The organism is Kribbella sp. HUAS MG21 (genome assembly GCF_040254265.1).
GTDB lineage: Bacteria > Actinomycetota > Actinomycetes > Propionibacteriales > Kribbellaceae > Kribbella.
The window spans coordinates 4659714-4678877 of the sequence record NZ_CP158165.1 but is presented as its reverse complement, the minus strand read 5'-3'; the positions used below and the strand labels follow the sequence as shown (position 1 = coordinate 4678877).

The following is a 19164-nucleotide window of genomic DNA, read 5'->3' as shown; positions in this document are numbered from 1 at the left end:
CGACTCGGCGAAACAGGCGCTCGTCGGTGGAGGGCAGTCGGCGGCTGGGGTGGTTAGCCGAGTGATGCGGTTAGCCGGATGGGCGGATGGCCAGGTGGGGTGCTGCATCCCCCTGATCCTGGCTCTGCCTTCGCGGCCGGCGAGCTACCTGCTTGATCTCATCAGTTCACAACCGAAAGTCGGAACGGTCTTGAGTGGCGCGGCGGCCTGCGGCGCAGTTCGCCCGAACAACCAGCACACATTCCGGCGGTAGCACGCCGCCGGAGGCGGCCAGCAAGACAGGCGCCGCGAAGAGGTGTCCTTTGGGCGTGAAGTCAGTCGACCATGGAGGCGTAGGAGATTACTCCTCGGCGGATTTGGTCTACGACCGCGCGGGCTGTACTGCGGAGGGGGGTGTCGCCGGCAGCGTCGGCTATTTGTTCGGTGAGGTCTATGAGTTGTTTGACCCAGCGGACGAAGTCGCCCGCGGCCAGGTCGGACTCGTACAGGACCTCGGCCAACGAAGCACCCGACGCCCAGCGGAAAGCCGGCCAGCAGAAGTTCAGGTCCATCGAGCGGAGGAAGTCCACCCGCATGTCCCGCTCCAGCGCGGACAGCTCCCGCCAGATCGAACCCATCCGCTCCAGCGCCAGCCGTACGTCGCCGCGCGGCAGTCGAGGTGATGTCGGGTCGTCCTTCGAGCGCGACTCGTAGACCAGCGCAGCAAGACACGCCGCCAACTCCGGCACCGTCAGGTCGTCGAACACGCCTTGCCGCAGGCACTCGGCCGCGACCAGGTCTAGCTCGGTGTAGATCCGCGCCAGCCGGTCGCCGGCCTCGGTGGTCTTGTCGCCGTCCAGGTAGTGCAGCGCGTCCAGCACCTGGCACACCCGGTCGAACTGCCGAGCGATCGTGTTCGTCCGCTGCTCGATCTTGCGCTGGACCTCGCGGTTCTCCCGATCCAGCCGGAAGTACCGTTCCGCCCAGCGGGCATGGTCCTCGCGGTCCGAGCAGCCGTGGCACGGATGCGCACGCAACTGCGCCCGCATCTCCTGCAGCTCCGGATCGTCAGCATGCGCGACGACATCACGTCCACGCGACGGCGGCCCGTCCTCGCCGAGCAGGTCGGTCCGGTTCCGCAGTACCTGGGCCAGCTCGCGCCGCTGCTGCGGGTTCCGCGGGTTGAACTTCCGCGGGATCCGCAGCGAACCGATCGCCTCGACCGGCGTCGGGAAGTCGACCATCGACAGCTTCCGCACCTGGCGGTCCAGCGTCAGCACGGTCGGCCGCGGACCCTCGCGCTCCGAGCGCATGCCCGGGTCGAGCACCAGTGCCCAGCCCGCGCTCCGGCCGGCCGGGATCCGGATGATGTCACCCACGCGCAGCTTCTCGATCGACTCCTGCGCCTCGATCCGCCGGTCCAGCTTGCGCCGCTTCGACCCGGACGCCTCGCGCTCGCCGATCCGGCGGCGCAGGGCGGCGTACTCGAGGAAGTCGCCGAGGTGACACTCGATCGACTCCTTGTACCCCTCCAGCGCCTCGGTGTTGCGCTGCACCTGCCGCGCCAGCCCGACCACGGCCTGGTCGGACTGGAACTGCGCGAACGACAGCTCGAGCATGTCCCGCGCGCGCGTCCGCCCGACCTGGCGCACCAGGTTGACGGCCATGTTGTACGACGGCGAGAACGACGACCGCAGCGGATACGTCCGCGTGGAGGCCAGCCCCGCGACCTCGCGCGGGTCGAACCCTGGCTGCCAGAGCACGACCGCGTGCCCCTCGACGTCGATCCCGCGGCGCCCGGCGCGGCCGGTGAGCTGCGTGTACTCGCCCGGCGTGATGTCGACGTGCGCCTCGCCGTTCCACTTGGACAGCTTCTCCAGTACGACGGTGCGCGCCGGCATGTTGATGCCGAGGGCAAGCGTCTCGGTGGCGAACACGACCTTGATCAGGCCGCGCGCGAACAGCTCCTCGACGACCTCCTTGAACGCGGCCAGCATGCCCGCGTGGTGCGCCGCGATCCCGCGGCTCAGCGCCTCGGCGAAGTCGTGGTACCCGAGGACGCCGAGGTCCTCGTCCGGGAGGTCCGCCGTACGCTCGGCGACGACCCGCTTGATCTCGTCGCGCTCCGCGGGCTTCGTCAGCCGCAGGCCGGACCGCAGGCACTGCACGACCGCGTCCTCGCAGCCCTTGCGGGAGAAGATGAAGTAGATCGCCGGCAGCAACGCCCCGGCGTCCAGCTCCTCGACCACGTCCGAGCGGTACGGCGTGAAGTGCGTCCGCGACGGCCTGTTCTTCGGCAGGTCCCGGCGCCGCCGGGGTTTGCGGGAGTCGTCGCGGAACACCCGGTTGTCGTCGCGGGCGATCCGGACCAGCTGCGGGTTGACCAGGTCCTTCAGGTCGGCCTTGACCGCCTTCGCCGGGTTGCCGGACTTGGACGGCTTCCCCGAAGCAGGAGCGCCGACCCGAGCGGTAGGCGCCTCACCCGCGAACAGGTCGTGCAGCCGCTTCCCGACCATCACGTGCTGGAACAGCGGCACCGGCCGCTTCTCCTCCAGGACGACGACGGTGTTGCCGCGGACCGTCTCGAGCCAGTCGCCGAACTCCTCCGCGTTGCTCACGGTCGCGGACAGCGAGACCACGGAGACCGAGTCCGGCAGGTGGATCAGCACCTCTTCCCAGACCGCGCCGCGGGACCGGTCGGCCAGGTAGTGCACCTCGTCCATCACGACGTACGACAGGCCGAGCAGCGTCTGCGAACCGGCGTACAGCATGTTGCGCAGGACCTCGGTGGTCATGACGACGATCGGGGCCTCGGAGTTCACCGAGTTGTCGCCGGTGAGCAGGCCGACCTTCTCGGCACCGTACCTGCTCACCAGGTCGCCGTACTTCTGGTTGCTGAGGGCCTTGATCGGGGTCGTGTAGAAGCACTTCTGGCCGCGCTGCAGCGCCAGGTGGACGGCGAACTCGCCGACCAGCGTCTTCCCGGAGCCGGTGGGCGCCGCGACCAGCACCTGGTGGCCGTCCTCCAGGGCCGCGCAGGCGCGGAGCTGGAACTCGTCCAGCTCGAAGTCGTACAGCGCCCGGAACTCCTTGACGGCAGGATGCTCCTGGTCCGAGCGGAACGAGGCGTACTTCTCGGACGGGGTGCTCACGAACCCCAGACTATGCGACGGGCCCGACAAACCCGGCGAGCCGGTTCGCGATGAAGGTCGCGGCGTGGTCCAGCGCCTCGTCGGCCTCGGGCAGCAGGCCGGCGAAAAGCTGGTACACGTGCGGCGCTCCGGCGACCACGTCGAGACTCACGTCGACCTCCTGCTCGGCGGCGCGGGCCACCAGGCGGAGCGAGTCGTCCAGCAGGACCTCCGCCGTACCGACCTGCACGAGCAGCGGCGGCAGGCCCTTCAGGTCGGCGAGCAGCGGGCTCGCGAGCTCGTTGTGCGGATCGGTCCCGCCCAGGTAGTGCGCCGCGGACTCGGCCATGTTCGCCCGGCTGAACAGCGGGTCGAAGTCGCCGCGCGTGTCCATGCTCGGCCCGGACAGCGTCAGGTCCGTCCACGGCGAGAACAGCACCGCTCCCGCGGGCTGCGGCAGCCCTTCGGCGCGCGCCGCGAGCAGGACCGCCAGCGCGAGCCCGCCACCGGCCGAATCGCCTGCGATCACGACCTTCTGGCCGCCCTCGACCAGCTCCCGGTACGCCGCCAACCCGTCGTGCACCCCCGCGGGGAACGGGTGCTCCGGCGCCAGCCGATAGTCGAGCGACACCGCCGGTACGCCGCTGCGCCGGGACAGCGGCGCCGCGAGGTTCGCGCCCGTCCGCGCCGAGCCGATCACGTAGGCGCCGCCGTGCAGGTAGAGGATCACGCCCGCCTTGTCCGCGCCCTTCACCTGTACGTCGAGCGCCGGGACGCCGCCCAGCGTGCGCTCCGCGAGCGTCACGTCGTCGCCCAGCGGCAGGTTCGCGAACCGCTCGTCGAACTCGGCCCGCTGCTGCTCCGGCGTCCGTCCGAGCCGGCTCTTCTCCATCATTCCGCGTGCTGCGACGCGTTCTTCGACGCCCACGGCGCTCTCCCAGTGATAGATTCCGAGGAATATAGTTCTCTGCAACTACATTCCGAGGAATCTAATTCCCGTGACTGATCTCACAGCACTGTTCACGGACCTGGTCCGGCTGGAGACGCGGCTCTACAACGTGCTCGACGCGCGCCTGAAGGCCGAGCACGACCTTCCGCTCGGCCAGTTCGAGTTCCTGCGGTTCATCGAGGCGCACGGGACGAGCCGGGTCTTCGACCTCGCCCGCGCGATGGCGATCACCGTCGGCGCGACCAGCAAGGCCGTCGACCGGCTCGAGGCCGCCGGGCGCGTCCGGCGTACGGCGAACCCCGACGACCGCAGGTCCTCACTGGTCGAACTGACCGACGCCGGCGCGCAGGCGCTCGCGGCCGCGTCCCCGACCGTCGAGCAGGAGCTGCAGACATGGGTTGGCTCGGTGCTGCCCGCAGCGGCCCTGGAGCAGCTCGCCACGTCGCTGTCGATGCTCCGACAACGCGCGGAGCTCGACCGCCGGACCGACCGTACTGAGGCGGGTGCGACCCCCAGGCCATCACAATCGCCGCCACTTCGTTGATCCTCGCTCGAGCGGGAGCGATCCGCGCCATTGTGATGGCCTGGCGATCGGTACTCCCTAGCCGATGTGGTACGGGTCGCCGTACACGGCCCAGTCGAGCGGGGTGTCGAGGTTGAAGTTGCGGTTCCGGAGGAAGACCCGCTGGGCGGTGTCCACCCGGCTGGTGTCGCTGTGCGCCTCCTCCTGCTTCATCGCCCAGACCCGCGCGTCCAGGAACGCGTTCAGGTACGTCGACTCGCTGCCGCCCTGGGCCGGCGGCTTCGCCTTCGCCAGCGCGCGCTTGCGGATCGAGCCGAAGCTGGTCGCGTCGCCGCCGTTGCCGTGCATGACGATCGCGTCGTAATAGCAGAACTGCCCGAGCGTGCGCAGCCCGTCCGCCTTCGCCCGGGACACCGCCGGGTTGAAGTACACCCGGTCCCGCTCGTCGTTCTGGCACTGCCGGAACACCGAGTCGCCGGCCGCGGTCCGCCAGTCGCGCGGGTAGTTCGGGTCCAGGCCCGCGTGCGAGTCGCTGCCGTCCACCTCCCGCAGCGCCGGCAGGTACTTCGCCAGCACGTTGCCGGGTTTGCGGTCGGCGTACAGCTCCACGAGGTCGAGCATGTCGCCGGTCCCGGAGCAGAACCCGATGATGCCGGCGGTGTACCCGCGGCCGTCGTCGATGTCCTCGATGTACTTGTACTGCGCCTTCCAGTCGAGCGACGAGTTCTCCGCGCTGCAGACGATCTTCATCGCGATCTCCTTCTTCGCGGGATCGTCGAGCCCGGTCGCCCGCACGGCGGCGCCGGCGGGTACGGCGTAGCGCGAGACGGCGAGGCCGGCGGCCGGGACGGCGGCCAGCGACAGGCCGAGCAGCAGCGCGGTCCGGCGGGCGGGGCGGTACTCGCTCCGGTACTCGCTCCGGTGATCGCTGCGGTGTTCGCTCCGGTGTTCCATGAGGGTCCTCCGAGGGGCGTCCGAGGATGAACTGTTAGGAAGCTTTCCTATCAGCCAGCGGACGCCGTGAGAACACCGTGGACGTCAAGGTTTCGTCTCAGGCGAAGACGGTCAGCGCGCCCGGCGCGATCCCGATATCGACCGGCAGCGGCCCGAGCGGCTCCCCGTCGGCGTACGCCGTGATGCCCGGCGACTCGATCCGCACCGAGCGGCCGCGCAGCATCCGCACCGCCGGGTGGCCGACATGGGTGCCCTTCGACAGCTTCGGGAACATCTGCAGCAGCGTCAGCCGCGACACCGGCTGGATGATCGTCACGTCCAGCTGCCCGTCGTCGATCTCGGCGTCGGCGCAGATCTGCAGTCCCCCGCCGTACGTCGGTCCGGTGCCGACCGCGACGAGCATCGCACTGGTCTCGATCGGGTCGCCGTCGACCGTGACGACGTACTCCAGCGGCTTGAAGGTGCGGAGCTCGGCCAGGGTGGCGACCGTGTAGCGGGCGTTGCCCTTCGGCCAGGTCATCGCGTTCGCGCGCTTGTTGACGAGTGAGTCGAAGCCGCCGGCCACGACCGTGGTGATGAACTCGTCCTTCGCGACCGCGAGGTCGATCGCCCGGGTGCGCCCGGCGACGATCAGGTCGGCCGCGGCGGCCGGGTCCTTCAGCGGTACGCCGATGCCGCGGGCGAAGTCGTTGCCGGTGCCGGCCGGGATCACGCCGAACGGCATCCCGGAATTCGCCAGCACCTGCGCGCCGAGGTGGATCGTGCCGTCGCCGCCGATCAGCGCGACCGCGTCCGCACCGGACGCCACCACCTCGGCGGAGATCCGGCCGACGTCCTCGGCGCAGGTCGTGGTGTGCACATCGACGGTCAGCCCGGCCGCGGCCAGCCGCTCCCGCACCGCCGGGGCGATCCGAGCACCAAGACCCCGCCCGCTGGTGGGATTCACCACCAGCGCGATCCGCCGACTCACTCAGTCCGCCAGGAGTTCTTCGGTACGGCGGGCGCGGCGGCGGTCGTTGATCCGCGAGATGATCTCGGCGACGAAGAACAGCAGGCACATCGGGATCGCCAGCAGGCACATCGTGAACGGGTCACCGGACGGCGTCGCGACGGCGGCGAACACGAAGATCACCAGGATGATGTACGGCCGGAACTTGCTGAGCGCGGCGGCCGGCACCACGCCGACCATGTTCAGCAGCACGACCACCAGCGGGATCAGGAACGCGATCCCGAAGACCAGCATCGTCCGGATCACGAAGTCGAGGTACTTGCTGATCTCGACCAGGTTCTGGATGGCCTCGGGGGTGAAGCCGAGCAGGATCTCGATGCCCTTCGGCAGCGTCCAGTACGCCACGAACAGGCCGCCGGCGAACAGCGGCGCCGCGATCGCGGCGAACAGGTACGCCCACTTCTTCTCGTTGCGGTGCAGCCCCGGCGCGATGAACGCCCAGAGCTGGAACAGCCAGACGGGCCCGGACGTGACCAGGCCGATCATCGCCGACACCTTGATCCGGAACGTCAGCGGGTCACCGACGCCCTGCAGGGTGAGCTGCGGCTTCAGCTCGCGCGCCTCGGCGTACGGCTTGATGGCGGTGTTGAACGGCTTCGTCAGGAAGTGGAAGGCCTCGTTGTAGAAGAACCACGCCGCGATCGTGCACACCACGATCGCGAGCACACTGATGAGCAGCCGGTTCCGGAGCTCGACAATGTGCTCGCGCAGGGTCATCCGACCCTCTGGGTCCTTCGGGCGGTGGTCCTTCTTTTCCTTCCGCCGCCCGAACTTCACCATCGACACAGGTGGGGCGTTCGGCTCAGTTGGCCGTGTGGCTCGGCGGCAGGCCGTCGCCCGGCGCCTGGCCGTTCACCTGGTTCGGCTGCTGGGCCGACTGCTGGGCTGCCTGCGGCGCCGACTGCTGGGCCGGCTGCTGCACCTGCTGCTGCGCGCTCGGCTGCGAGGCGTCCTCGGTCAGCTCCGGGTCCTTCTTCCGGGGGCCGACCTCCTCCTCCCAGATCTTCTTCGACTTGCCGAGCTGCTTCACCAGCGCCGGCAGCTTGGCCGAACCGAACAGCAGCACGACGATCGCGAGAATGATCAGCCATTCTGCGCCTTGGGGCATACCGATGAGCGGTGCTGCCATGTCGATCTCTCCCTCTCCAACATCAACTCGGGACTCGAGCCTGAGTTCGTGGCCGAATACTACGCCGGAGCGTCGGCGTCCTCACGGGTTTGTCCAGACCCGGCCGCGGACTGCGCTGCCTCCAGCTTGGACTGGGCGGCGACCAACTCACGCGTCAGTGCCTTGCCCTGGCCCCACAGCTTCAGCGCGAGCAGGGCGAGCACGATCAGCCACACCGCCACCACCGCGAGGAAGAGCAGGAACCAGTACATACCCAGGAGCCTAGCCGGTTCCGGCCCGGCGCCCACGCCCCGCGGTGCGTCTCCGCGGACAACGGTGCCGGAACGTGATGGTAAAACCGAGTGTCCTGCAGACACTGTCAGACACTGTCAGACCGGCGCGAGGGGTGCGGATGATGCGGATCGGGGTCGGGGAGCGACGGGCGCGGCTGGGGCGGCGGCACCGGCTCGGCGCGGGCTGCCAGGCGGCGGACCCGGTCGAGGCGGCCGCGTCGATGGTCGCGCTGCACGCCACCGATCCGGCCACGGTGCACCTGAGCGTCGCGGCGCGGGTGCCGGGGAGTGACGTCGCGGGCACGGAGCGTGCACTGTACGACGATCGCTCGCTGATCCGGATGCTGGGCATGCGGCGGACCGTGTTCGTCGTACCGACGCCGTTCGCGCCCGTCGTCCAGGCGGCGTGCACGGACGACATCGCGGTGAAGCAGCGGAAGCTGCTGGTCAGGCACCTGACCGAGTCCGGGATCGCCGACGACGCGGACGCGTGCGGGCGGTGGCTGGCGACGGTCGAGGAGTCGACGGCGACCGCGCTGGCGCTGCGGGGGTCGGCGACCGCTCAGGAGCTGGCGTCCGACGAGCCGCGGTTGCGGACCCGGTTGAACATGGCGGTCGGCAAGGCGTACGCCACCCAGCCGTACGTGACGAGCCGCGTCCTGTTCCAGCTGTCGGCGGACGGGCGGATCGTACGGGGGCGTCCACTGGGGACCTGGCTGAGCGGGCAGCACCAGTGGTCGCCGGCTGCGGACTGGCTGCCTGGCGGGCTCGGTGAGAAGCCGACCGCGGAGGCGGCGCGGGTGACGTTGGCGCGGGCGTGGCTGACGTCGTTCGGGCCGGGCACAGCGGCGGATCTGCAGTGGTACGCCGGTTGGACGCTCGGGCAGACGCGCAAGGCGCTCGCGGCTGTCGAGGCGGTGGAGGTGGACCTGGACGGCCAGGTCGGCTACGTGCTGCCCGGCGACGAGGCGCCCGAGGTGCCGGTGGAGCCGTGGGTGGCGTTCCTGCCCGGGCTCGACCCGACGCCGATGGGGTGGAAGGAGCGCGACTGGTTCCTCGGACCGCACAAGGCCCGGCTGTTCGACAACACCGGCAACATCGGGCCGAGCATCTGGGCGGACGGCCGGATCATCGGCGGCTGGGGGCAGCCCGAGTCCGGCGAGGTTCGCTACCAGCTGCTGGAGGACGTCGGCGCCGACGTCAAGGCCCTCGTGGACACCGAAGCCGAGCGTTGGACCACCTGGCTGGCCGGCGTCCGCGTCACCCCACGCTTCCGCTCGCCGCTGGAGAAGCAGCTCAGCCAGGGCTGATCCGCACGACCGCTCTCGAACGGGCAGCGGTGGCGGGTCAGACGTCATACGCCGAGAGGGCCTCGCGGGCGGTGGCGGCGATCTGGGTGGTGAGGTCCGGCGGGTCGAGGACCGTGGCGGCGCCGCCCAGGCGGAGGACGAGGCGCTGGAGCCAGCTGGTGTCCGCGACCCGGAGCTTGACGACGAGCGAGTTGCCGGGGCCCTCCTCGACGGACTCGTTCGGGTAGTACTCGGCGACCCAGCGCGCGGGCGGGTCGAGCTTGAGCGTGGCCAGCAGGTCGCGCTCGGACGGCTGGAACATGCCGTTGGACAGGTCCCGCGGGGTCGCCTCGGGCGGCGGCTCGCTCGGCAGGTCGAGCAGCTTCACGGCCGCGATCCGGTCCAGCCGGAACAGCCGGACGTCCTCGGCCAGCCGGCACCAGGCCTCGAGGTACGTGCGGCCCTCGGACACCACGAGCCGCATCGGGTCCACGTCGCGCTCGGTCGTCTCGTCGCGCGACGGTACGTCGTACGTCAGGTGCAACCGGCGCTTCGTGGCCAGCGCGCGGTTGACGGTCTCCGCGATCTCCGGCGCTGCCGGCTCCACGTGGACGTGCGCCGCCGCACCTTCGCTCGCCGCCGCGGCCTCGCCGGCGGCCCGCTCCAGCTTCGCGATCGCCCGGTCGACGGCGTCCCGGTCCGCGCCGGCCGTCACCTCGCGGAGCGTCCGCAGCGCGGTCAGCAGCGCCAGCGCCTCGGCCGCCGCGAGCCGCAGCGGGCGCGCCAGGTAGTCGGCGTTGTTGATGTGGATGACGCCTTCGCCCTCGGCCGCCTCGATGTCGATCTCGATCAGATCGCCCATCTGCGCGCCGGGCAGCCCGCAGAACCACAGCACCTTCAGGTCCGCGAGGATCTGCTTCGGCCGGACGCCGAACTCCTTCGCGACGTCGTCGACCCGCGCCCCGTCGTTCTCCCGCAGGTACGGCACGAGCGCCAGCAGCCGCTGCACCTGATCACGCGCGTTACTCATCCGCCCGCCACCGTCCGCAGCCGCCACAGCACCCCGTCGAGTACGTCGCCAGGTCCTTCGACGACCGCATCCGTCCCGTACGACGCGATCTCCTCGGCCAGCACGGACGAGTCGGCGTACGGGACGTGCAGCAGGTCCCAGCCCTCCTCGTACGGCTCGACGGCGTTCGCGCGGCGGCGCAGGCTCACGCACGAACCGGTCCGCGCCCGCACCTTCGCCTCGGACGTCGGCCGCGGCGGCGCCAGCTCGGTCACCAGCGACCGCAGGTCCGTCCCCTCGGGCACGGTGAACGCGCCCGGCTCCCCCACCGTCCGCACGTCGCTGCCGATCCGCGACAGCCGGAACATCCGCATCGCCTGGCGGTCCCGGTCCCGGCCGACGACATACCAGCGACCGTGCCACGAGACGATCCCCCACGGCTCCAGCGTCCGCGTGGTCGGCTCCGACGCGCCGCTGCGCAGGTGCTGGAAGCGGACCGCCTGCCGGGCCACGACAGCCGCCCACAGCGGGTCGAACGCCGGCTCGGAAGCGCCGACGTGCGGCTCGATCGCGCTGAGCGCCGACTGGTCCGTCTGGATCCCGGCCGCCTTCAGCTTGAGCACCGCCGACGTGGTCGCCTCGGACAGCCCGGCATGCTGCCACACGCGCGCGGCGACGCCGAGCACGGCGGCCTCGTCGGGCTCCAGGTGGACCTCGGGCAGCTCGAACACGTCCCGGCGGATCCGGTAGCCGACCTCGTCGGAGAAGAACTTGTCGATCGTGCCCATCTCGATCGGGATGCCGAGGTCGCGCAGCTCGTCCTTGTCGCGCTCGAACATCTTCTCGAAGGCGTCGTCGGTCTGTCCCGCGTACCCCTCGACGACCTCGCGGATCCGCTCCTTGGTCACGTAGGTGCGCGCGACCAGGAGGCAGATGACCACGTTGAGCAGCCGCTCACTCTTCCGCGCCGACACCCGACCACCTTACGGCCTCCGGGCGTCCAAAACCCGCCTTTTCGCATCGAAACTTCGAACACCGGTTCGACGGCACCGGCGTGTTCTAGTCTCACCGTGTGATTCGGTGGCGGGACGGTGTGGTGGCGGCGGTCGGGCGGAGCTGGGCCGGCGCGCTCGAACTGACAGTGACGGTCGGGGAACAGTCCGTGCGCGCCCTGACGTACCCGGACCTCGTCGGCACGCCGGTCACGGGCGACCGCGTCCTGCTGAACGTAGGCGCCCTGGACCGCGGCCTCGGGACCGGTGGCTACGCCCTGGTGGTCGCCGTACCGGACCGGCTGCCGGAGGACCCACCGGAGCGCGGGCACCTCGTGAAGGCCCGCTACACGCCGCTGCAGGCCATGGTGCTGGGTGCGGACGAGCAGGACTCCCCCGACCACGACGTACTGCGGGACGCCGACGACCTCTTCGGTACGCCGGTAGTAGTGGCCGACCTGCATTCCGCACTGCCTGCTGTGCTGGCCGGGGTCTACGAGGCGCGGCCGACCACACGGGTCGTCTACGTGATGACGGACGGCGGTGCGCTGCCGCTGGCGTTCTCGCGGAGTGTCGCGACGCTGCGGGACGCCGGGTGGCTCAGCGGGACTGTGACGGTCGGCCAGGCGTACGGCGGGGATCGTGAAGCGGTGACCGTCCACACCGGGCTGCTGACCGCAGTACAGGTGCTGGCGGCCGAACTGGTGGTCATCACGCAGGGCCCGGGCAACCTGGGCACAGGTACTCGCTGGGGCTTCTCGGGCGTCCAGTCAGGTGAGGCGGTCAACGCGATCGGCACCCTGGGCGGCCGCGCCGTCGCCTCGCTGCGCATCTCCGAGGCGGACCCCCGCCCGCGCCACCGTGGCATCTCCCACCACAGCCTCACCGCCTACGGCCGCGTAGCGCTCCAGCCGGCCGATGTCGTCGTACCGGATCTGGCCGGCGACTTCGGCGACGCCGTACGGGACGCCGCCGAGCCACTGAAGGCCAGGCACCGGGTGGTGCGCACAGGTGTCGAAGGCTTGTACGACGCCCTGCAGGCCGCCCCGGTCAAGCTGTCGACCATGGGCCGCACCCTCGACGAGGACCGCGCCTACTTCGAAGCCGCCGCCGCAGCAGGCCGCCACGCGGCCCGACTGGTGGACGTACCGGGCCCACAGCGCGGCTGAGCGGTGGGTTCAGGTCCACCTGGGGTGTGGGCGCAGCACTCCTGATCCGGGGCGGCTGCGCGGTGACAGTGGTTGCATGAACAGCACCAGGCATCGTGATCTCACCGTCCATGACGTGGTACCGCCGGAGCCGCCGCTGGCTGTGCGGAGTGCGACCACGCTGTGGTTCGCGGCGATCGGTGCCGGCGTCGTCGAGTCCGTGCTGGGTGTCCTCGGCGCCCTCGCGGACGGGTCGTCGTTCTTCGGGCTGCTCCTGCAGGTCGCGTTCCGCGCGATCGTGTACGGCGGACTGTTCGTCGTCGTCGACCGCTACTTCCGGCACGGCGTCGGCTGGTCCCGCTGGCTGCTCGCCGGGCTGCTCGGGACCGTCGGCATCGCCTCGCTGGTGGTGGGACCGGTCACCTGGTTCCTGCGTGACGGCGATTTCGGGGCACTCGACTGGTCGGTGTCGTTCGTCGCGTTCGCCGCGATCCGGTGCGTTCATCTGACCGCGGTGGTGACCGCGATCCTGCTCAGCTTCCAGCCGGACGCGAACCGCTGGTTCGGCCGCCGCCCGGTCCGGCGAACGCGCTGAAACGGCGAAGGACCGGCCTCCCGCGGACGGGAGCCGGTCCTTCGCCGTGCGTTCTTACTGCCCGCTTACTGCCCGGTCTGCTTCGCGGCCGGGAACGCGTTCAGGACGTCGATGACGGCGAACGCGTTGATGGTCTTGCCGGCCTGGTCCTTGGAGGCTGGGAGCTCGACCAGCACGCGGCTGCCGACCGGGATGCCGGCGAAACCGTCGAGCGGCCCGGCCTTGCCGTCGGCGCCGGGGCCGACCGGCGGGAGCTGGTCCGTCGGTGAGCCCGGCTGGGCCGGCTGGCCGTTGGCGGCGGGCTGGCCGTCCCAGGTGCTCGTCTGCTTCTTGCCGGTGTAGTCGTAGATCACGAAGCGGCCGACCAGCTGGTCGCCCTTGGCGATCGGCTTGCCCTTGCCCTGGGCGAACACGACCGGCTTGCCGGGCTTCGCCGGCGGCTTGGTGCCGGGCGCGACCGTCACCTTCGGCTCCGCGTTCAGGGCGCCGGAGACGGTGATCTTGGTCGGCGTCGACGGCTTGACCTCGGTCGCCTCCAGCGGGGTGTTGTTGGCGGCCGCGCCGACCAGGTCGACGACGAAGATCAGCGTGTCGTCGCCCTTGATGCCGGCCTGCTCGTTGCCCTGCTCCTTGTAGCCCTTGTCGGACGGGATCGACAGCAGCACGCGGCTGCCGACCTTCTTGCCGACCAGGCCCTCGTCCCAGCCGGAGATGACGCCGCCGACGCCGATCGGGAACGACGACGGCGCGCCCCGGTCGTACGAGTTGTCGAAGACCTTGCCGTCGCGCCAGATCTGGCCGATGTAGTTCGCGGTGAGCAGCTCGCCCTTCTTCACCTCGGGACCGTCGCCCTCCTTGAGGACCTCGGTCACCAGCTGCTTCTCCGGCTCACCCTCGCGGTGCGTGATGGTCGGCTTCTGCCCGAACTCCGACGTCACCTTGATCCCGCCGGCCCCGAACTCGTCCTTCTCCGATCCGCACGCCACCAGGGCGGACCCCAGGGCCGCGACCGCGACCAGACTCAACAGCTTGCGCACGAAACCAGCACCTCGAACCATCCCGGCGCTGATGTGTGCGCCGATCGCCTCCGGTCAACAACGCGGACCACCCTAGCCTGCTGGTTCAACCGGCAGAGGCGCCGCCTGCGTCACCGTTGCGTCACAGCACGCACAGTCACGGACGTCAGAACCCGACAGCGTTGTGCGGGGCGCGGTCCGGTCGCAGTACGGCGTCCAGGCGCGACACCGCGCCGGCTGTGTGCTCGGCGATCCGCCCGGCGTACGCCAGCTCGCCGGCGCGCACTCCGCCGAGGTAGAGCGATCCCAGCTCGTTCACGCTCAGGCTGAGGTCCGCCTCTTCGTCGACCGCTGTGCAGCTCGCTCCGTCGGGTGCTGCGTCCAGCCGCCAGCGACCACCGCCGTACAGGTCGTCGGACACGTCCAGCACGAGGGAGTCCGTTGCCGAGTACGTGCGGGCCTCGAGAGCGCGTCGTACGTCGAGAACGCGCAGCCAGAGGTTGTCCCGCGTCCGGGTCAGCTTGAGCGCCCGTGGATTGGTCAGCATCCACCGCAGCGGCTCGTCGACCGGCCGCCGTGCAGCGACGACCCTCTTCGTCAGATCGAAGTCGAGCAGCAGGCCCCACATCGCCCGGTACGCATCGGAGGTGAGCGCTTCGAACGCTTCCACCTGCAGTACGCCGGCCTGCGCCGGGTCGGGAGACCAGGGCAGCCGGAAGGTCGCGGCACCGTCCACGGCACCGGCAGCGTCGCGATGCACCAGGTGGTGCGCCGGCCCCGAACCGTCCGCCGGGAGCGCGCCGGCCGCAAGGCCCTCCCATTTGCCCGGCAGCGGGCTGATCTCGCCCACGCGCTCGGCCCGGATCCGTTCGTGCAACACCGGCCAGGCCTCGGCGGCGGCCGCACCGTCCACCAGGTCCAGCGCACCCGGGTCCGTGAACTCGGTGCGGAAAGCGACGTCGGTACGCCGTACCTCCCAGCGGTGCTGGAACGTCGCGGGCGCGAACCCGTACCGCCCGTAGATCGTCGCCTCGCTGGCACTCAGCCCGGCCAGGAACTCACCGCGCTCGCGGCAGTCGTCCAGCATCGCCGACATGATCTTCCGCAGCAGCCCACGACGCCGGTACGTCGGAAGCACGCCGGTCGAGGTCACGCCGCCGAGGGCCACCTGCCGGCCGCCCGGCACGGTGACCTGCACCGACACGATCGCCGACGCACCTGCGAGCTTGCCGTCCACGAACGCGGCCTGCGGCCGGAACCAGTCAGTCAGCAGTTCCGCGGCCTCCCGCTCCAGGTCCTCCTCGGTCCTGGAGACCTGTGGGGGCCAGGCGGCGCTGCCGGCGTACCAGGCGGACGGCTCGGGCTCCTCCTGCGGCAGGCCGTTCGCCCACGGCAGTACACGCAGGTAGTCCATCGTCTCGGCCTGCTTGATCGGCCGGATCTCGATCGCCATGGACTCTTTGTAAACAGCCCAGCCCGACCGAGCACGCCATTTAGCCCGCAGCTACATGCTGGCGATGAGCTTTTCGACTCTTTCGTCGTGGGACTTGAAGGGGTCCTTGCACAGGACGGTCCGCTGGGCCTGGTCGTTGAGCTTCAGGTGCACCCAGTCGACGGTGAAGTCCCGCCGCCGCTCCTGGGCCCGCTTGATGAACTCGCCGCGCAGCCGCGCCCGCGTGGTCTGCGGCGGCACCGACTTCGCCTCGAACACCCGCAGGTCGTCGACGACCCGGGTCACCGCGCCCTTGCGCTCGAGCAGGTAGTAGAGGCCGCGCGGCCGGTGGATGTCGTGGTACGCCAGATCCAGCTGCGCGACCCGCGGGCTGGCCAGGCCGAGGTTGTTCTGCGCGCGGTAGCGCTCGATCAGCCGGTACTTGATCACCCAGTCGATCTCGCGCTCGATCCCGGACAGGTCGCCGGACTCGATCGCCTTCAGCGTCCGCTCCCACAGCGACAGCGCCCGCTCGACGGCCGGCGTGCCGAGCTCGCGGCGGTCGACGAAGTCGCGGGCCTTGGTCAGGTACTCGGTCTGGATGTCGAGGGCGCTCGCCTCCCGCCCGTTCGCCAGCCGGACCTCGCGGCGGCCGGTCATGTCGTGGCTGATCTCGCGGATCGCCCGGATCGGGTTGTCCAGGGTCAGGTCGCGCATCACGATGCCGGCCTCGATCATCCGCAGCACCAGGTCGGTGCTGGCCACCTTGAGCAGCATCGTGGTCTCGGACATGTTCGAGTCGCCGACGATCACGTGCAGCCGGCGGAACCGCTCGGCGTCCGCGTGCGGCTCGTCGCGGGTGTTGATGATCGGCCGGGACCGGGTGGTCGCGCTGGAGACGCCCTCCCAGATGTGCTCGGCGCGCTGGCTGACGCTGTAGACCGCGCCGCGCGGCGTCTGCAGCACCTTGCCGGCGCCACAGATCAGCTGCCGGGTCACCAGGAACGGGATCAGTACGTCGGCGAGCTTGGCGAAGTCGCCGTGCCGGCTGACCAGGTAGTTCTCGTGGCAGCCGTAGCTGTTGCCGGCCGAGTCGGTGTTGTTCTTGAACAGGTAGACGTCACCGAAGATGCCCTCGTCGTGCAGCCGCTTCTGCGCGTCCACGAGCAGGCCCTCGAGGATCCGCTCACCGGCCTTGTCGTGCGCGATCAGGTCGGTGACCGAGTCGCACTCGCCGGTCGCGTACTCCGGGTGCGAGCCGACGTCGAGGTACAACCGGGCGCCGTTGCGGAGGAAGACGTTGCTGCTGCGGCCCCAGGACACGACACGACGGAACAGGTACCGCGCCACCTCGTCCGGGGTCAGCCGCCGCTGCCCGCGGAACGTACAGGTCACGCCGTACTCGTTCTCCAGACCGAAGATTCGCCGGTTCACATCACCCACACTACGGCGCGGTTCCGACAACCGGGGGCCGTCGCAGGCGCGCCGTCGTCCGGCGTTATGCCTTTGATGCTCGCAACGATGCCCGCAACAATGTGCCGTACGCCCGCATCGAGACGTTTGACGAAAGGATTTCAGATGCTCAGATACGGGCGAATGCTCGCCGTTGGCGCCCTGCTCGGCTCGGGGGCCCTGCTCGCCTCCGGGGTCGCGGCCGCGCCCGCCAGCGCGGCACCGACCGGCACCACCGCCGCCACCGCGGTCTGCTCGCTGCGGCTCGGCTCGGTCACCCCGGGTGGCGACCACACCCTGCAGACCGTCACCGCGACGCCCTCCGCCGGCGCGCGCCGGGTCGGGCCGAAGGACCTGTACCCGGACGGCCAGGCGCGGCTGCCCAGCTCGATGCGGTACGAACCCGTCGTACCGGCCGGTGAGCAGCGGCAGGGGCTCGCCGTCGTGGGCCCGCGGATGTACCGGACGTCGTACATGACGGACGGCACCGGGACCGCGGTCGTGCCGGGGTCGGTGAGTCAGACGCTGATCGCGGGCGGGTGGAGCGACGACTACAAGTACGTCGAGCGCAGCGAGTACTCCGGTACGTCGTTCAGCCGGGAGAACGTCTACGCGCTGGCCATCGACCCGCTCAACGGGCTGATCATCCGCTGGACGGTCACGGACACCGGGTGGCGGTACCGCACCGCGTTCCCGGGGTTCAAGGCGGTGAAGACCATGGCGCTGATCGGTCAGGGAGCGCGCTACGACACGTTCCTGGCGACCACGAACGGCGGGGCGCTCTACACCGTGCAGGTGCCGACAGGCTCCGGGAAGCCGGTGGTGACGAAGATCCGGACGTCGACCTGGCAAGGGTTCGAGACGCTCGTTGCCGAGAAATGCGGGAACTACGGGACCCTGCTGCTCGGGATCGACAAGAACACCCGCGCCGGCTACCTGTACGCCGTCGGCCACGCGAACGGGACCGCCACGGTCATCAAGGGTCTGGGCAAGGTCCCGACCACGTTCGCGGCCGGTGACTCGTACTTCCGCTCCTACCTGGCAGGCACCCACCTGAACGGCGCCTGACCTCCACTGGCCTCTCCACCCGGGGCCGTAACTCCGGGTGGAGATGCCGGCCTCACTGCTGACCGCACGGTGTGCAACTGCCAGCGTGCACAGCATGAGACGACGCACCTTTCTTGCCGCCGCTGCCGCCTCCGCCGTGACCGGCGTCCTGTCAGCTCAGACCACTGCCGCCACAGTTCTGACGCTGCGCCTCCCCGCCCCGACCGGCCCGTGGTCCGTCGGTACGACGACCCGCTTGCTGGTGGACCCCTCGCGCTCCGACCCGTGGAACGGCGCGCCGACCCGTGAGATCGCGCTGACGGTCTTCTACCCCGCTGTAGCCGTACGCGGCTATGAACGCGCGCCGCACCTCGCACCTGCTGCAGCGGAGGTGTTCAGCGGGTTGGACGCAGGTGTCCTTCACCCCGAGCTCCCGAAGGCAGGTGTGGACTGGGCGGCAACGATGACGCATTCGTACGTCGACGCACCCCCGCTGCCCGGCCGGCGTCCCACGCTGCTCTACAGCCCAGGTGGCGCGGACCCGCGCACCATCGGCACCTCCCTGGCCGAGGAACTGGCCAGCCACGGGTACGTCGTGCTGACGGTGGACCACCCAGGTGAGACCAGCGAGGTGGTGTTCCCGGACGGGCGGTTGCGGGTCATCGAGATCGCTCCGGACGTGCAGACGGACCCAGTGCGGTCGCGGCTGATGATGAACACGCGCTTCGCGGACCTGCGGTTCGTACTCGACCACCTGTCGTCTGTGCACAACCACATCGACCTGCGGCGCGTGGGCGTCTACGGGCACTCTGCTGGTGGTGCTACGGCCGCCGTGTCGCTGCAGCACCCGCTGGTCCGGGCTGCGGCCAACCTGGAGGGCTACCTCGACACGCTGGACGGTGAGCTCTACCCGATCGCCAGGAAGCCACTGCTGCTGGCTGGCACAGACGGGTTCCGCGACGAGCGCTTCGACCGCACCTGGTCGGCTCTGCTGTCGCAAGGCGGTCCGGTACGACGTGTGGAGCTGTCCGACGCCAACCATTGGATCTGGACGGACTACGCCGCGTTCGCACCCCAGCTGCAGTCGGCCGGCCTCATGACGGCTGCTGCGCGCGCCAAGCTCGTCGGTGCCTCCACCTGCGGCGTTCCCGTAGTACGGCGTCTGGTCCGGGAGTTCTTCGACCGGTCCCTAACCTTTCGGGCAGACGCGGCATCGAGGTGAGTGACACGACTCCTCG

The 19164-nt window shown here is 70.2% G+C and carries 18 protein-coding genes; 6 read left to right on the top strand and 12 right to left on the bottom strand.

The genetic code is table 11. The annotated features are described in order from the left end of the window. Positions 1–314 precede the first annotated feature (314 nt). The gene (locus ABN611_RS22995) at positions 315–3131 is read right to left on the bottom strand and encodes a DEAD/DEAH box helicase (RefSeq protein ID WP_350274280.1); all 2817 of its coding nucleotides are present in this window, start codon (positions 3129–3131) and stop codon (positions 315–317) included. Positions 3132–3141: 10 nt separating this feature from the next. Then, positions 3142–4038: an alpha/beta hydrolase gene (locus ABN611_RS22990; RefSeq protein ID WP_350274279.1), complete on the bottom strand. Its 897-nt coding sequence runs from the start codon at positions 4036–4038 to the stop codon at positions 3142–3144. A gap of 70 nt (positions 4039–4108) precedes the next feature. Between ABN611_RS22990 and ABN611_RS22985 the strand changes: the two genes are divergently transcribed. Continuing rightward, positions 4109–4603, top strand: a complete 495-nt coding sequence (locus ABN611_RS22985) for a MarR family transcriptional regulator (RefSeq protein ID WP_350274278.1) — start codon at positions 4109–4111, stop codon at positions 4601–4603. Positions 4604–4660: 57 nt separating this feature from the next. On the opposite strand, the gene ABN611_RS22980 is transcribed toward ABN611_RS22985, so the two are convergent. The 5 genes from ABN611_RS22980 to ABN611_RS22960 form a co-directional block, all read right to left on the bottom strand. Next, entirely contained in the window at positions 4661–5536 is an 876-nt protein-coding gene (locus tag ABN611_RS22980; RefSeq protein WP_350274277.1) for a chitosanase, read from the bottom strand. Between the two features lie 97 nt (positions 5537–5633). Further along, positions 5634–6506, bottom strand: a complete 873-nt coding sequence (locus ABN611_RS22975) for a YegS/Rv2252/BmrU family lipid kinase (RefSeq protein WP_350274276.1) — start codon at positions 6504–6506, stop codon at positions 5634–5636. Then, positions 6507–7262 (bottom strand): twin-arginine translocase subunit TatC, encoded by a 756-nt coding sequence (gene tatC / locus ABN611_RS22970; RefSeq protein WP_350274275.1) that lies wholly within the window; start codon positions 7260–7262, stop codon positions 6507–6509. It abuts the gene before it with no gap. 85 nt (positions 7263–7347) lie between these two features. After that, positions 7348–7674, bottom strand: coding sequence for a twin-arginine translocase TatA/TatE family subunit (locus ABN611_RS22965; protein ID WP_350274274.1), 327 nt, complete (start codon positions 7672–7674; stop codon positions 7348–7350). Positions 7675–7733: 59 nt separating this feature from the next. Beyond that, entirely contained in the window at positions 7734–7925 is a 192-nt protein-coding gene (locus ABN611_RS22960) for a hypothetical protein (protein ID WP_350274273.1), read from the bottom strand. Positions 7926–8065: 140 nt separating this feature from the next. On the opposite strand from ABN611_RS22960, the gene ABN611_RS22955 reads away from it, so the two are divergent. Beyond that, positions 8066–9256 (top strand): winged helix DNA-binding domain-containing protein, encoded by a 1191-nt coding sequence (locus tag ABN611_RS22955; protein WP_350274272.1) that lies wholly within the window; start codon positions 8066–8068, stop codon positions 9254–9256. A gap of 37 nt (positions 9257–9293) precedes the next feature. Here ABN611_RS22955 and ABN611_RS22950 read toward each other — a convergent pair whose 3' ends face one another. Continuing rightward, positions 9294–10265 (bottom strand): WYL domain-containing protein, encoded by a 972-nt coding sequence (locus ABN611_RS22950; protein WP_350274271.1) that lies wholly within the window; start codon positions 10263–10265, stop codon positions 9294–9296. Further along, a complete protein-coding gene (locus ABN611_RS22945; RefSeq protein WP_350274270.1) occupies positions 10262–11218 on the bottom strand; it encodes a WYL domain-containing protein in 957 nt (318 codons plus the stop codon). Before ABN611_RS22945 ends, ABN611_RS22950 begins: the two co-directional genes overlap by 4 nt. 98 nt (positions 11219–11316) lie before the next feature. Between ABN611_RS22945 and ABN611_RS22940 the strand changes: the two genes are divergently transcribed. Both ABN611_RS22940 and ABN611_RS22935 read left to right on the top strand, forming a co-directional pair. Then, positions 11317–12405, top strand: coding sequence for a DUF3866 family protein (locus ABN611_RS22940; protein ID WP_350274269.1), 1089 nt, complete (start codon positions 11317–11319; stop codon positions 12403–12405). 76 nt (positions 12406–12481) lie between these two features. Continuing rightward, complete coding sequence (locus ABN611_RS22935) at positions 12482–12979, top strand: hypothetical protein (protein ID WP_350274268.1); 498 nt, start codon at positions 12482–12484, stop codon at positions 12977–12979. 65 nt (positions 12980–13044) lie between these two features. Here the strand turns inward: ABN611_RS22935 and ABN611_RS22930 are convergent, their stop codons facing one another. The 3 genes from ABN611_RS22930 to pafA all read right to left on the bottom strand — a co-directional run bounded on the left by ABN611_RS22930 (position 13045) and on the right by pafA (position 16861). Beyond that, complete coding sequence (locus tag ABN611_RS22930; RefSeq protein WP_350274267.1) at positions 13045–14016, bottom strand: FKBP-type peptidyl-prolyl cis-trans isomerase; 972 nt, start codon at positions 14014–14016, stop codon at positions 13045–13047. 145 nt (positions 14017–14161) lie between these two features. Further along, on the bottom strand, positions 14162–15448 hold the full coding sequence (locus ABN611_RS22925) for a GNAT family N-acetyltransferase (RefSeq protein ID WP_350274266.1): 1287 nt from the start codon (positions 15446–15448) through the stop codon (positions 14162–14164). 51 nt (positions 15449–15499) lie between these two features. Continuing rightward, positions 15500–16861, bottom strand: a complete 1362-nt coding sequence (pafA, locus tag ABN611_RS22920) for a Pup--protein ligase (RefSeq protein ID WP_350274265.1) — start codon at positions 16859–16861, stop codon at positions 15500–15502. Between the two features lie 144 nt (positions 16862–17005). Between pafA and ABN611_RS22915 the strand changes: the two genes are divergently transcribed. Together ABN611_RS22915 and ABN611_RS22910 are read left to right on the top strand one after the other, a co-directional pair. After that, positions 17006–17947 (top strand): hypothetical protein, encoded by a 942-nt coding sequence (locus ABN611_RS22915; protein ID WP_350274264.1) that lies wholly within the window; start codon positions 17006–17008, stop codon positions 17945–17947. Positions 17948–18041: 94 nt separating this feature from the next. Beyond that, the gene (locus tag ABN611_RS22910; protein ID WP_350274263.1) at positions 18042–19148 is read left to right on the top strand and encodes an alpha/beta hydrolase; all 1107 of its coding nucleotides are present in this window, start codon (positions 18042–18044) and stop codon (positions 19146–19148) included. The last annotated feature ends 16 nt before the right edge of the window (positions 19149–19164 follow it).